At 58.7% G+C, this 12985-nt stretch carries 12 protein-coding genes; 9 read left to right on the forward strand and 3 right to left on the reverse strand.

Annotation, left to right across the window (positions count from 1 at the left end; all coding sequences use genetic code 11):
• The 8 genes from BGRAMDRAFT_RS31935 to BGRAMDRAFT_RS31970 all read left to right on the forward strand — a co-directional run.
• Nucleotides 1–1028, forward strand: a 1028-nt coding sequence (locus BGRAMDRAFT_RS31935) for an acyl-CoA dehydrogenase family protein (protein WP_044022040.1), incomplete at its 5' end; no start/stop codon positions are given.
• A gap of 32 nt (nucleotides 1029–1060) precedes the next feature.
• Nucleotides 1061–1600 carry a flavin reductase family protein gene (locus tag BGRAMDRAFT_RS31940; RefSeq protein ID WP_006052597.1) on the forward strand — a complete coding sequence of 180 codons (540 nt, stop codon included), beginning with the start codon at nucleotides 1061–1063 and terminating at the stop codon, nucleotides 1598–1600.
• Between the two features lie 63 nt (nucleotides 1601–1663).
• Nucleotides 1664–2677, forward strand: a complete 1014-nt coding sequence (locus BGRAMDRAFT_RS31945; RefSeq protein WP_006053060.1) for a zinc-binding alcohol dehydrogenase family protein — start codon at nucleotides 1664–1666, stop codon at nucleotides 2675–2677.
• A 167-nt stretch (nucleotides 2678–2844) separates the two neighbouring features.
• The gene (locus BGRAMDRAFT_RS31950; protein WP_006053061.1) at nucleotides 2845–3483 is read left to right on the forward strand and encodes an RraA family protein; all 639 of its coding nucleotides are present in this window, start codon (nucleotides 2845–2847) and stop codon (nucleotides 3481–3483) included.
• A gap of 62 nt (nucleotides 3484–3545) precedes the next feature.
• The gene (locus BGRAMDRAFT_RS34175; RefSeq protein WP_006053062.1) at nucleotides 3546–3845 is read left to right on the forward strand and encodes a putative quinol monooxygenase; all 300 of its coding nucleotides are present in this window, start codon (nucleotides 3546–3548) and stop codon (nucleotides 3843–3845) included.
• A gap of 382 nt (nucleotides 3846–4227) precedes the next feature.
• A complete protein-coding gene (locus tag BGRAMDRAFT_RS31960) occupies nucleotides 4228–5370 on the forward strand; it encodes a Re/Si-specific NAD(P)(+) transhydrogenase subunit alpha (protein WP_044022045.1) in 1143 nt (380 codons plus the stop codon).
• 27 nt (nucleotides 5371–5397) lie between these two features.
• The gene (locus tag BGRAMDRAFT_RS31965; protein WP_006053064.1) at nucleotides 5398–5730 is read left to right on the forward strand and encodes an NAD(P) transhydrogenase subunit alpha part 2; all 333 of its coding nucleotides are present in this window, start codon (nucleotides 5398–5400) and stop codon (nucleotides 5728–5730) included.
• A complete protein-coding gene (locus tag BGRAMDRAFT_RS31970) occupies nucleotides 5731–7179 on the forward strand; it encodes an NAD(P)(+) transhydrogenase (Re/Si-specific) subunit beta (protein ID WP_006053065.1) in 1449 nt (482 codons plus the stop codon).
• A 563-nt stretch (nucleotides 7180–7742) separates the two neighbouring features.
• Here the strand turns inward: BGRAMDRAFT_RS31970 and BGRAMDRAFT_RS31975 are convergent.
• The 3 genes from BGRAMDRAFT_RS31975 to BGRAMDRAFT_RS31990 all read right to left on the reverse strand — a co-directional run bounded on the left by BGRAMDRAFT_RS31975 (nucleotide 7743) and on the right by BGRAMDRAFT_RS31990 (nucleotide 11606).
• Nucleotides 7743–8768: a GlxA family transcriptional regulator gene (locus BGRAMDRAFT_RS31975; protein WP_006053066.1), complete on the reverse strand. Its 1026-nt coding sequence runs from the start codon at nucleotides 8766–8768 to the stop codon at nucleotides 7743–7745.
• 449 nt (nucleotides 8769–9217) lie between these two features.
• Nucleotides 9218–10069, reverse strand: a complete 852-nt coding sequence (locus BGRAMDRAFT_RS31985) for a cytochrome c oxidase assembly protein (protein WP_044022043.1) — start codon at nucleotides 10067–10069, stop codon at nucleotides 9218–9220.
• Between the two features lie 583 nt (nucleotides 10070–10652).
• The gene (locus tag BGRAMDRAFT_RS31990; protein WP_006053069.1) at nucleotides 10653–11606 is read right to left on the reverse strand and encodes a DNA-binding protein; all 954 of its coding nucleotides are present in this window, start codon (nucleotides 11604–11606) and stop codon (nucleotides 10653–10655) included.
• A 168-nt stretch (nucleotides 11607–11774) separates the two neighbouring features.
• On the opposite strand from BGRAMDRAFT_RS31990, the gene BGRAMDRAFT_RS31995 reads away from it, so the two are divergent.
• Entirely contained in the window at nucleotides 11775–12944 is a 1170-nt protein-coding gene (locus tag BGRAMDRAFT_RS31995) for a tyrosine-type recombinase/integrase (protein WP_006053070.1), read from the forward strand.
• Nucleotides 12945–12985: the final 41 nt, after the last annotated feature.

The following is a 12985-nucleotide window of genomic DNA, read 5'->3' on the forward strand; positions in this document are numbered from 1 at the left end:
GGCTGTTCCAGCCGGCGCGCTTTGGCGGCGCCGACGCGCCGTTCCGGGCCGCGGTCGATGTCATGCGCCCGCTGGGGCAGGCCTGCGGCTCCTCCGCCTGGGCCATCGTGCAGAACATCTCGCACAACTCCATGATGTGCCGCTGGCCCGTCCAGGCCCAGGAAGATGTGTGGGCAGACAATCCCGCAGCCCTGCTCTCCGGGATCCTGATCCCGAACCTGGGGCGTGCGCGCCGGGTGGAAGGCGGCTACGTGCTCTCGGGCCGCTGGCCTTTCGTGAGCGGCGTGAGTCTGGCCGAGTGGGCGATCTTCACCGCCTTTACGCCCGGACCGGATGGCGAGGAAGAGGACCGCCATTTCCTCGTTCCCCAAAGTGATTACCAGATTCTCGATACCTGGTATTCGATCGGGCTGAAGGGCTCGGCCAGCCACGACGTCGTGCTCGACGAGGTGTTCATTCCGGAGCATCGGACCACGACAGTGGACACGATGCGTGAGCGCGAAGCGCGCTATCCCGGCGAACCGGTCAACCTGCGCGCGCCGCTTTACTGCATGTTCGGCGTCTACATCGGCGGCACGGCGCTGGGCATTGCCGAAGGGGCCGTGAATACCTATCTCGAACAGGCCCGCAGCAGGATCTCGCGCGCCTCGGGCAAGGCCGTCAGCGACTTTCCCACCCAGCAGGTGAAGATCGCCGAGGCGCTGTCCTGCATCGAGGCGGCCCGCCTGCTGATCTACGGCGCGTGCGACAGGATGACGGAGATTCTCGAGTCTGGCCGCCTGCCCAATGACGAGGAGCGCGCGCGGTGCCGCGCCGAAGCGACCTTCGCCGGACAGCTTGCAACGCGTGCCGTGAACGTTGTCTGGGATGCGGCCGGCGGCGGGGCGATCTACGAGCGGAATCCGCTCTCGCGCTACTTCTGCGACATGAGCGCGGCCAACCGGCACATCACGCAGAACTGGGACGTCAGCGCGATCTCCTACGGGCGCACCGCGCTCGGTCTGCCACTGGACAACCCGACTCTTTGAGCACCCACACTATCCAGAAGGAGACACCGGTCATGACGTCTGATGCATCGTCGCTGGCGACCAGCGATACCGGCGTGCTGCGCGATCAGTTCCTGTCGGCGATGAGCCGCGTGCCGCTCAGCGTCGCGGTCGTGGTGGCGGGCGCACCCGACGCGCGCATTGCGCTGACGGTGGGCACGTTCATCTCCGTGTCCGCGGATCCGCCGATGGTGCTGGTGGCCGTCAAGTCAGGCAGCCCTCTTTACAGCGCGGTCTCGCAGCACCGACGCTTTGTGATCAACGTGCTGTCGTGCGGGCAGGTCGAGCATTCCGAACGGTTCTCGGGACGCCCGCGCACGGGGCGCCCCTACGATCTGGCCGAAGCCCGCTGGATCCGCGCAGCGGGTGAGACGCAGCGCTTCCTCGAAGGCGCCGTGGCCGCGTTCGACTGCGAGCTCGTCGAGGCCCGCTCCATCGCTTCGCACGTATTGCTGATCGGTCGTGTGGACGAAATCGTAGCGGGCGAAGACCACCCTCTCGTCTACTGCTCGCGCGCCTACGGCACGCTCTCGCCGCTCGCCGGCGCCGTGTGATTCTGAACGCACCGGCCCGAACAGAACATCGCGGTACTCACAACCAGAATGGAGAATCAACGCATGAAAGCTGTTGGATACCAGAAGTCTTTGCCCATTGACGCAGACGGATCACTCGTCGATTTCGAGACCAGCAAGCCCGAGCCGACGGGGCATGACATCAGGGTTGCGGTCAAGGCCATCTCGGTCAATCCCGTGGACACCAAGGTTCGCAGGCGCGCTGAACCGGCGCAAGGCGACTACAAGATTCTCGGATTTGACGCCGCCGGCGTTGTCGACGCGGTGGGTCCCGATGTCACCCGGTTCAAGCCGGGCGATGAGGTCTTCTACGCGGGTTCGAACCAGCGTCAGGGAACGAATTGCGAGTTCCACCTCGTTGACGGGCGGATCGTTGGCAGAAAGCCCCGGACACTGTCTTTTGCGCAGGCCGCGGCATTGCCACTGACATCGATCACCGCATGGGAGCTGCTATTCGACCGGTTGGGCGCGGTGCCCGGCAAGCGGCACGACCCGCGCACGCTCCTGGTGATCGGCGGGGCAGGAGGCGTGGGGTCGATCCTGATCCAGCTCGCGCGCCGGCTCACGGGGCTGACCGTGGTTGCGACGGCTACGCGGCCGGAATCGCAGCAATGGTGTCTCGATCTGGGGGCTCATGCGGTGATCGATCACGCGAAGCCGCTGAAGGAGCAGATCGCCGCGCTCAGGCTGGATCCGGTCGGCCTTGTCGCGAGCCTCACTGCGACCGACCAGCATTACAGGGACGTGGCGGAGTTCATCGCGCCTCAGGGCCGCTTCGGCCTGATCGACGATCCGGCGGAATTCAGCATTGGCGTGTTCAAGGCCAAGGCGGTATCGATTCACTGGGAATTGATGTTCACGCGCTCCACGTTCCAGACGCCGGACATGATCGCACAGAGCCAGCTGCTCGACGATGTCTCCGACCTCATCGACAAGGGCGTGCTGCGCACCACGCTTGACCAGAGCTTCGGCGCCATCAACGCAGCCAACCTCAAGCGCGCGCATGCCTTGCTGGAAAGCGGTAAATCACGCGGCAAGATCGTGCTGGAGGGCTGGTAAGGGTTCAGGCGCGGGAGCAGAACTTCGGCTTCTTATTGGCCGTTCCATGGCGCCCCGCGCCTTTGATCGAATTGTTTTGTCCAGACCCGGCATGTCCATGCCGGCTCGACGTTTCCAACGTTGCATCATCGGCGTAAGGCGCCCTTGCTAACCTGAGGAACCTGTCCATGACTATCACAATTGCTGCGAGATCCGTACCCAAACCACCCGCCAGTCTTATCGAAGGCTTTCGCGACGCGCCGACAGCCGTTATCTCCGACAACCTCGCCCGGCTTCCAGGATCGGTTGGATTGCGCCCGTTTCATCGCAAAGGGAAACTTGTCGGCACGGCATTCACTGTGCGTACGCGGCCTGGCGACAATTTTGCAATCCATCGGGCGCTTGAATTGGTCGGGCCGGGTGATGTCATCGTCGTGGACGGAGGCGGCGACGAAACCCGCGCTCTGGTCGGTGAGATCATGAAGACGATTGCCGAGTGGCGAAAAGCAGAGGGTTATGTCATCGATGGCGCGATCCGTGATGTCGCAGCGTTTGCCGAATCCGATTTTCCCTGCTTTGCGCGCGCAGTAACGCATCGAGGCCCTTACAAGAATGGACCGGGCGAGCTCAATGTGCCGGTATCGGTCGGAGGCTGCGTGATTTCTCCTGGCGACTTTGTGGTCGGTGACGAAGATGGCGTAGTGTCATTTCCAGCCGCAATAGCCGCTAACCTCCTCGAGGCCGTACAAGCTCAAATTGCGAATGAAGAGGCGATCATGCGGACGATCCGTGAAGGCCGCTATGACGGCATTTACGCCCGATCCTGACGAACCACCGACATCTCTTTACTATTCATCGCGTACCAACCACGCAGTTTATGGAGAAACATATGACATTGCCAGTCGTTGCAATTTTTCTCGCGAAACCGGGCGAGGAGGAAAAGCTGGAAGCTCTTTTCAGAGGTGCAATTCCGATTACGCTCAAGGAAGAAGGCTGCATCAGTTATCAGCTCAACCGGGATCTTGATGAACCGCGACGCTTCATCTGGACTGAGGAGTGGCAAAGCCGGGAGCATCTCGATAAACATGCTGCGGCTCCCCATATCGCGGCGATCCTGGAAAAAATACCTGAACTGGTCGAACACGCCGAAGTGATCCCGCTGCACAAGGTGGACGGCGGAGCAGCCTAAGTCATCTGTTTCAGCGACGAGGTTCAAAAGAGGTATTTGAATTACGGTTGCGAGAAAGTAGGTGGCGCGCGTGATCAGGATAAAAATCGGATGCCCGATCACATCAAAATATCCGAATGATATTTCGCATTAATTCAAGGCGCTTTGGCTTGATGAGAGAGATAGATTGCGGCGCACGCCCGCTAGCAATATCAGCAGCATCTTATACAGGAATGTCCTGAGAAAAATGCCGCTCTGAAAAGAAAGCGATTGGCGTAGCACATCTCGTCGCAAGCGTTCTGGCTTGTCCGCCCGACAATGTTTTCTTTACATCCACGGTCAGTGTCGGAAGACACCGATGTTTTAAATATTAACTCATTCTTAGAATTTAAACATGGAGACTATCGACGTTGGAGTGCCAATCGAGCGGCACGCAGGCGAGGATCGTGTGGCACTGACGCCCGAAGTGGTCAAACGCCTTAGCGAACAGGGTCTTATCGTGCGAGTTGCTTCACAAGCGGGCGCGAAAGCCGACTTTTCCGACGAGGAATATCAGAAGGCCGGGGCTTCCATCGTCCCCCAGGAGCAAGCGTTAGGTTGTCGCGTGGTTTTGACGCTTCGAACGCCAGTAGACGAAGATCTCCGTCATTTGAAGCATGGCGCGATACTCATCGGGATGCTTGATCCTTTCGATCAGGCGAATGCCAGTCGCCTCGCATTAGCGGGCATAACGGCCTTTGCGCTGGAGGCCGCTCCACGGAGCAGTCGAGCACAGGCATTAGATGTTCTTTCATCGCAGGCGAATATTGCTGGCTATAAAGCGATACTGCTTGCAGCTCACTACTATCCCCGCTTCATGCCCATGCTGATGACGGCGGCAGGAACCGTCAAGGCCGCGCGTGTACTCGTGCTGGGTGCTGGCGTAGCGGGCTTGCAGGCCATCGCGACCGCCAAGCGTCTTGGTGCCATCGTTGAAGCTTCCGATGTGCGTCCGGCAGTGAAGGAGCAGATTGAGTCATTAGGTGCAAAATTTCTTGATGTTCCGTTCGAGACAGATGAAGAGCGCGATGCGGGACTCGGAGTAGGCGGATACGCTCGCACCATGCCGGACTCTTGGCTTGCGCGGCAGGCCGCACTGGTGCATGAGCGCGCCAGGCAAGCCGATATCGTTATTACCACGGCGCTGATACCGGGTCGCCTGGCACCGAGATTACTTTCCGTGGAGACCGTCGCCGCAATGAAAAGCGGATCGGTGATTGTCGATATGGCAGCATCCCGTGGTGCGACATACGAAGGCAATGTCGGTGGAAACTGTCCATTAACAGAAACCGATAAGGTTGTAGTCAAACACGGCGTAACTATCGTGGGGTTTTCTAACTTGGCCGCACTGATGCCCGCCGATGCGTCTGCGTTTTATGCCCGAAATCTCTTTGAGTTTCTTAAACTGATCGTTACGAAGGAAGGCAGCGTAAAAATTGATCTCGGCGATGAGATCGTGGCCTCGACTTTGCTCACACATGAAGGGCAAATTTCCAGAAAATTCTGATTAATAAAGAAAAATAGGGAGGGGGAAATGGATGTCATTAATCATACTGTGATCAACCTGATCATTTTTGTGCTGGCGATCTATGTCGGCTACCACGTTGTCTGGAACGTCACGCCGGCGCTGCATACACCACTGATGGCGGTGACGAACGCGATTTCGGCGATTGTCATTGTCGGGGCGATGCTTGCGGCGGGCTTAACGGTCGGCGGGACGGGCAAGTTCTTCGGCACGGTCGCCGTGGCGCTCGCGGCCGTGAATGTGTTCGGTGGATTCCTCGTTACGAGACGAATGCTTGAGATGTTTAAAAAGAAAGAACCGAAGAAAATTTCAGGTCATGGTGATGCAAAGGAGGGTGTGTAAATGAGCCTGAATGTCGTTACCCTCCTTTATCTGATCGCGTCCATCTGCTTTATTCAGGCGTTGAAGGGACTGTCGAATCCGAAGACCGCCCGAACGGGCAACATGTTCGGCATGATCGGCATGGCCATCGCGATTCTCACTACCATTGCGCTAATCGCGAAGCAGGCCGCGTTGCTGGGGTCGAATCTTTCGCTTGGTATTTCGCTAGTGGTCGTTGCGCTAGTGGTTGGGGGCGCGATCGGCTCGATTGTCGCCGCGCGCGTCGAGATGACGAAGATGCCGGAACTGGTCGCGGCAATGCACTCACTGATCGGTATGGCTGCGGTGTGTATCGCGTATGCCGTCGTATCGGAACCGGCAGCGTTCGGCCTTGGTCTCGAAGAAAGCATTCAGGGCTTCATTCCGTATGGCAACCGGATCGAACTGTTTATCGGTACGTTCGTTGGCGCAATCACGTTTAGCGGTTCGGTGATCGCGTTCGGCAAGCTGTCGGGCAAGTACAGGTTCCGGCTCTTTCAGGGCGCGCCGGTCGTCTATGCGGGCCAGCATCTGATTAACCTGCTGCTGGCCATCGCGATGATCGGCTTCGGCGTCGTCTTCTTCCTCACACAATCGTGGCTGCCGTTCGTGATCATGACAATAGTCGCGTTTGCGCTGGGCGTGCTGATCATCATCCCGATTGGAGGAGCGGATATGCCCGTCGTCGTGTCCATGCTGAACTCATACTCGGGCTGGGCTGCCACCGGTATCGGCTTCTCGTTGAACAACGCGATGTTGATCATTGCCGGGTCGCTGGTCGGCTCGTCCGGTACGATTCTGTCGTACATCATGTGTAAGGCGATGAACCGCTCGTTTTTTAATGTGATTCTAGGTGGATTTGGTGGGGAGGCTGGCGCGGCTTCCGCCGCTGGATCACAGGAACAGCGGCCGGTTAAATCGGGGTCTGCGGAAGACGCTTCGTTCATGCTCGGCAACGCGGAAACAGTTGTGATTGTGCCAGGCTACGGTTTGGCCGTTGCACGCGCTCAGCATGCATTGAAGGAACTGACGGATCTACTGATCGGCAAGGGGGTGGACGTCAAGTATGCGATTCACCCCGTGGCTGGCCGGATGCCGGGACATATGAACGTGCTGCTCGCCGAAGCCGAAGTGCCGTACGAGATTGTTCAGGAGATGGAGGATATCAACGGTGAATTTGGACAGGTCGATGTCGTTCTGGTGCTTGGGGCAAATGACGTTGTGAATCCAGCTGCAAAGAACGATCCAAAGTCGCCGATTGCGGGCATGCCGATCATCGAGGCATACAAGGCCCGGACTGTTATCGTGAATAAACGTTCGATGGCGGCCGGGTATGCCGGGCTCGATAACGATCTCTTCTATATGGATAAAACAATGATGGTGTTTGGTGACGCCAAGAAGGTGATCGAGGAGATGGTGCGGTCGATATGAGTCCATCAGTGGTCGACGGCAGTATTTTTATGGGGCCGTCTGCAAGCTACCGATGACCAGGAATTGGCTCGCATCGCATCGAATCGCATCATAAGCGTTGCTCATCATTGCAAGCCGCGGCCAGGGCATCAGTGTCAACTGAGCAAACTGGGCAGCCCGCATTGCCGGATATCCGCTTTGCCAAACCCGCTTAAAAATATGACGACCGCAATCCCGAGATGTTGCCGCACTTAAGAATGTCGGTTTTTGAGGTATATACGTCCTTTTCGATTCTCCATTGTTTACGCATGCTCCTTAAGCATCGGAGGAAAAGCAGGTGAATAAGAGTCGCCAAGACAGAGATTCGCGTCAATGTGTATCCCGAGCGAAATCGGCCGAACTCGTAATTGATCTTTAGTCGTCGCATCGACGCTTGATCGACGATGCTCTGCTCCGGTATTTCGTTGCGCCGATGCAAACGGACGCTGCCGCAAAGTGAGCGTGGCGCCGGTGTTGTCTTGGCGCAGCATGAGCGTCACGGCTAGTGCCGGGCAAAGATATGCATGCCCGCACGACACGTTCGCCTATGCCGACTCAGCGCAAACCTGTTCCTCTACGCGATGTGCAAGCGCGTCCTGTCCGGCCATCCGGCGAATGGTCTGTGGTGGATGACCGATTACTCGAATGAAGGCGCGACGCATTCTCTCGGGGTCCGAGAAACCGACTGAGCTCGCGATTATTTCAATCGGCTCGCCACCGCTCTCCACGCGTTGTCTTGCGACCTCTACTCGAAGCCGCTCGACGGCTTTAGCGGGTGTTTCTCCCGTCTCCGTAAGGAAAGTGCGTCCGAACTGACGAGGACTCAGACAGGCAATCGCAGCGAGTTGCTCCGTCGACAAAGGCTCGGTTAAGTGTTCGCGGATGTAGGTAAGCACGTCGCGGATTCGATCCGAGGCGGGTTCCATGTCCGCCAACGCGGAGAATTGCGACTGACCGCCGGGGCGCCGATGATATACGACCATCATTTGTGCGGTCGCATGAGAAACGGAACTCCCAAGGTCCTCTTCAATCATGGCAAGCGCCAGATCGATACCAGCCGTGACTCCAGCCGAGGTCCAGATCGGGCCATCTTTGATAAAAATGCGGTCGCCTTCAACTTTGACCTTCGGAAACTGATGGCGCAGGTGCGAAGCGTGTTTCCAGTGAGTCGTTGCGCGCCTTCCGTCCAATAGCCCAGCGGAGGCAAGTATGAAAGCACCCGTACAAACGCTGGCGATACGACGGCTGCCGTTCACGCTGGCCATGGCAAGCTGATCGGCGACAGGGCCTAGCGTGTCAGGGTGCGCGGATACTGCGCCTCCCACTACGATAAGCGTGTCCAGGGGCTTTCGCTGAAGTTTCTGCGTGAATACGCTTAAACCGGCAGAGGAAACGACCTCTCCTCCGGTGGGTGAGACGACAGTGCAACGGTAGGCACCCTGCGCACTGACATCTCCGGCAATCTCGAATGCTGAAAGGGGGCCACTCAAATCCAGAATCTGAAAACCCGGGAATACGATGAACGCAACGTCCCTCGCTGCCGTGATTCCGTCAGATATCTCTTCTGCCATAGCGATCCCCACCCTCCAAAGACTAGTCGCGCGACGCGTTGGACAGCCAATACACCAACCGCATCATCGAATGATGTCGGATTTCAGGCATGGCGAAAAGGACGAACTTACCTCAAAAATCGTCATTGGGCCGGCTCGCGCGTTGATCCGACCCGCTCCAGTCGAGGTGAGCCGGCGCAGTCACGAGGGTCGAAGCAACTGGCGCAAGTGGAACGGCAGTCGGGGGTCCAATATGAATGACGAGTGGGCGGAAGACGGGCGACTGCAACTCCTGACAATCGTCTTCAAGACGTTAGACAGACTAACTTGAAAGGAAAACACCCCGCATGGACACGGACGGAGCAACGCTCTGGATCGCTTTGGCGGTGCCTGCAATTGGCTTTTTGCACCTCGCGGCCGCAACGCGCAACAGCAGGTTGCCCGAGGAAACATGAACGCGAAAACCACCGCTAGGATGTTATTGCTGTGTTTCGAATGCTCGTCGGCCTGAGCGCCGCTGGGCGCCCGGACAGATGCATCATGCGGCGAAGAGCCAGTAGGGCTCCCACTGCTTCCAGCACCGCGGCGGGGATCCACATGATGAGCCCACCCAAACTCTGGTCGTGCTCTGCGCTCACGTCTGTGAACGCTCGACCGCAAATGGTGAATATTGGATACAAGTCTTTTGAAGAGAACGCAATCATGGCGCCGAGAAGGATTTGCGGCGTCATAGTAATGATGGGGGACATCACACGCATACCGGGACTCAGACAAGCAGGCGGATGCTGCTGGTGATCCAGTACCATCCACCAATAAATTAGACCCGTGGCGGCGACAGACCAGTTCATTGCAAAGTAAAGCCGCCAGTCGAGCATTGTGATGAACTGGACAGACGGAACCAGCCAAAGGAATATCGAAGCTACGAATGCGATTGTGATGATGCTTGGGCGCAAAAGCATTGACCTGAAATTGCGGAAGAATCGATGTCGCTGGAGCCGCCTGAGTTTCATGCGAGCGGGTAGAGGTAAGCCAGCGCGCAGAACGTTTCCCGGATACGCAGCCATGACCAGCAATGGCGCGAGATGGTGAAGCAGGAGATGTTGCAGTCGATGAGCGGAAAATTGATGCTCAGCGTAGTAGTCGACTCGAGTGTGGAGAGCGACGTAGAAAAGAGTCATTCCACTCCAAAACGCAATTTCCCGTCCGAGCGAAGGTTGACGCCGCCGAGCGCCTCGAATAAACAACGCTGCGGTCAGCAGAAAAACTGTCACGAAAACAAACGAGGGCTCCCAAGGGTTCAACAACTTCAGCAGTGTCATCATTCGGTTCGTCAATAAAAAAGCAGCGGTGTATGGCGAGCATCAATCTGGTCTACCCGTTCCAGCGGTTTCGTAAGATCGCATATAGGTGGGCGGGGGCGCAATTGATTGCCCGTTATTGAGGGGAATATGTCCTGTTGTGCTCGGTATCAGTGCTTTGTTGATACGTGCGGTCGACGAGCATGACACCGAAGCCGACACTCCGCGTCGTAGTTCGTTCATGATCGTCCCAGATGCGTCCATTGCCAGCGCTTCTCAAGGCATGCTGGCCACCAGCCTGAACCCGCAAACACGACATTTCAATTTAGCGGAACACGACATAATGAAATGGCCACGGCATGGACCGTTAAGTCCTCAGCGCTTGCCCTGATTTCTGCGCGATAGCAACCGTGATCTTGCTGACCTGTAATGTCGGAGTCTTCACCGAACCTCTCGCAACACTTGGTTATTGGGCATGCGAAACGTCCAGATGGGCGACAAAATCAAACTACCTTCCCACCCATTTTCAATGCGTCGTCGTGGTCGAAAGATAGGCATCCGCAGATCGGCCTCATGATTTCCGGGAGGCCGGAGCAGGGCGCATGCCTTAGATTTTCTGGACTGTGCGGCGCGGCCGGCGTGGGGACGCATGTTCTTTTTTGGCTGCTAACTGACCCTGCAACAACCCGACCTGACGGGATAGATCATCACGATCACGGCGCAGATCACGAGCCTCGCTAATGGCGCCACCTAACTGGCTCTCGTATTTCTCGGCGAGCCGCCTGTGTTCCCCCGCATCCGCGGAAACCTGCTGAATCTGTTCGGCAAGCCGGTCGTTGCGCTGCCGGCATTTGGAAAGCTCGGCTTCGACGCGTCGCTGGGCGTCGCGAGCCTGTTCAGCCTGCAGCATGACATGTTTCTGAACGCCTTCAAGGCGGAACATCGCCTGATCTACCGTTGACCGTAGGGCATCTTCGTGTTCCATTTGCGCCGCCCGCAAGGTTTCGAGTTCGTGGAGATGGTCAGTCTGGATCGCACGCAACGAAGTGTCCAGCCGCGCCTGGAGTGCGTCCCGCGCAGCGCTGGCTGCTTGTGCCTCCCGGCGGGCATTGTCCCGTTCAAGCTGCGTTGTGGCGCGTTCGGCCAGCGCGGTATCCAGCCTCGCCTGCAGGTCTTCCGACCGGGCGCAAAGCACACGAATTTCCGCCTGAAGTTCCGCGTTGGTAACTTCCTGTGAACTGGCCCGCTCGACGGCTGCCGAAGTCAGTTTTTCAAGCTCCTCGCCTCGTTGCGCGAAAAGTTCTTCACCCTGTTCAACGGCGAGTGCCCACACCGAGAGCATCGCATTCGCAACCGCCGGCGGAAGCGCAGCGTTCAGCGCATCAACCCTGATCTGCTCATCCTTCCAGAGCTTCAGTTCGTCATTGATCGTGGTCCGGCTACCCTGGCGGATCTCCGCGTAAATGAGATCCACGGTGAGCTCGTGCGCGGCGCGACCAGCGGCAAGCAGCCGGGCGGCGGCCTGCCGGGTACGGATGCGGGTATCGCTAATCCTGCTCATGAGGCGTTCTCCGGCGGCCAGTCAAATCAAAGCCAGCTGTTATCGATTGAATATCATCATATAACATTATATAAGTAATCATTTACGAGCGAAATTTGTGATAACGCCCATAATCACAAGTATTAGTGCTGTACGCTGCTAAAAGTCCATCCGAAAACACGTCACACCATGAACCTGCCCCCCGTCGCGCCGGAATCACCAGAATCGGTCCTGCCGATCGCGCTGCCAGCGGCCCTCGACGGGCGGGACGGCACCAACCGCGCGCGGGGCGGTCACCTGCAGATCGTGGCCGATAGCGACGTGGAGGCCGTGCGCCTTTGGCTCGCCGAATACGCCGGCTCGCCGCACACGCTGCGCAGCTACCGTAAGGAAGCGGTACGGCTGGTGCTGTGGGCCACACGAACGCTGGGCAAGCCGCTCTCCAGCCTCACGCGCGAGGACTTCCTGCTGTACGAGCAGTTTCTCGCGGCGCCGACCGGCGACTGGGCCGATCCGATGCGGCCGCGGCGCGGTGGCACGCGACGGCTGTTCGACGGCCCGCTATCAGAGCGTAGCCGGCACCAGGCGCTCGGCATCGTGTCCGGCCTGCTGTCCTACCTGGTCAGCGCCGGCTACCTGGCCGGCAATCCGCTGGCGCTGCGCCGCCGGACCGGCGCAGCGGCAAGGCGCACTCGACGGGTCGAGCGGTACCTGGATCACGCACTGTGGGACCACGTGCTCGCCAGCGTCGAGCAGTGGCCGCGGCACACCGCGCGCGATCACCAGCACTACGAGCGCTGCCGCTGGCTGATCCGCCTGCTGTACCACACAGGGCTGCGGGTCTCGGAAGCGGCGCATGCAAAGGCGGCCGACTTCTATCAGCGGCGGGGTAACTGGTGGCTGCACGTTTTGGGGAAGGGTGGCGCCGAGGGAGAGGTGCCGGTGAGCGCCGCGCTGATGGCGGACTTCGCGCGGTACCGGGTTTTTCATGGGCTGCCACCGACGCCGTCAGGGAGCGAAAGGGCCGCTGCAGTCATGAGCGTCACAGGCGACCCGCAGAGACACCTGACCCCGGCAGCGGTGTATCTGATCGTCAAGGAAATGTTCCGGCGTGCTGCCGATATGCTCGCGCCGACCGATCCAGCCGGCGCGGCAACGCTGCGACGGGCGTCGACCCACTGGCTCCGCCACAGTGCAGCTTCGCATCAGGCCGATGCAGGTACAGACCTGCGTTTCATACAGAAAAATATGCGCCATGCATCGATCCAGACGACGGGCATCTATCTCCACGCGGAAGATGACCAACGACACGCTGAAACCGTGCGGGAGGACGGCGATACAAGTCGACCGGGCTCCTAACGCGCACAGTACTGACATTCGACCGATCACAGCCGACTCGC

It is taken from the genome of Paraburkholderia graminis C4D1M (genome assembly GCF_000172415.1).
Taxonomy (GTDB): Bacteria; Pseudomonadota; Gammaproteobacteria; order Burkholderiales; family Burkholderiaceae; genus Paraburkholderia; species Paraburkholderia graminis.

Bases quoted from the DNA above. Each gene is read 5' to 3' on its own strand.
- BGRAMDRAFT_RS31950 (WP_006053061.1), top strand. From the start codon at position 2,845: ATGACTATCACAATTGCTGCGAGATCCGTACCCAAACCACCCGCCAGT.
- BGRAMDRAFT_RS31965 (WP_006053064.1), top strand. From the start codon at position 5,398: ATGGATGTCATTAATCATACTGTGATCAACCTGATCATTTTTGTGCTG.
- BGRAMDRAFT_RS34175 (WP_006053062.1), top strand. From the start codon at position 3,546: ATGACATTGCCAGTCGTTGCAATTTTTCTCGCGAAACCGGGCGAGGAG.
- BGRAMDRAFT_RS31945 (WP_006053060.1), top strand. From the start codon at position 1,664: ATGAAAGCTGTTGGATACCAGAAGTCTTTGCCCATTGACGCAGACGGA.
- BGRAMDRAFT_RS31995 (WP_006053070.1), top strand. From the start codon at position 11,775: ATGAACCTGCCCCCCGTCGCGCCGGAATCACCAGAATCGGTCCTGCCG.
- BGRAMDRAFT_RS31940 (WP_006052597.1), top strand. From the start codon at position 1,061: ATGACGTCTGATGCATCGTCGCTGGCGACCAGCGATACCGGCGTGCTG.
- BGRAMDRAFT_RS31975 (WP_006053066.1), bottom strand. From the start codon at position 8,768: ATGGCAGAAGAGATATCTGACGGAATCACGGCAGCGAGGGACGTTGCG.
- BGRAMDRAFT_RS31970 (WP_006053065.1), top strand. From the start codon at position 5,731: ATGAGCCTGAATGTCGTTACCCTCCTTTATCTGATCGCGTCCATCTGC.
- BGRAMDRAFT_RS31985 (WP_044022043.1), bottom strand. From the start codon at position 10,069: ATGATGACACTGCTGAAGTTGTTGAACCCTTGGGAGCCCTCGTTTGTT.
- BGRAMDRAFT_RS31990 (WP_006053069.1), bottom strand. From the start codon at position 11,606: ATGAGCAGGATTAGCGATACCCGCATCCGTACCCGGCAGGCCGCCGCC.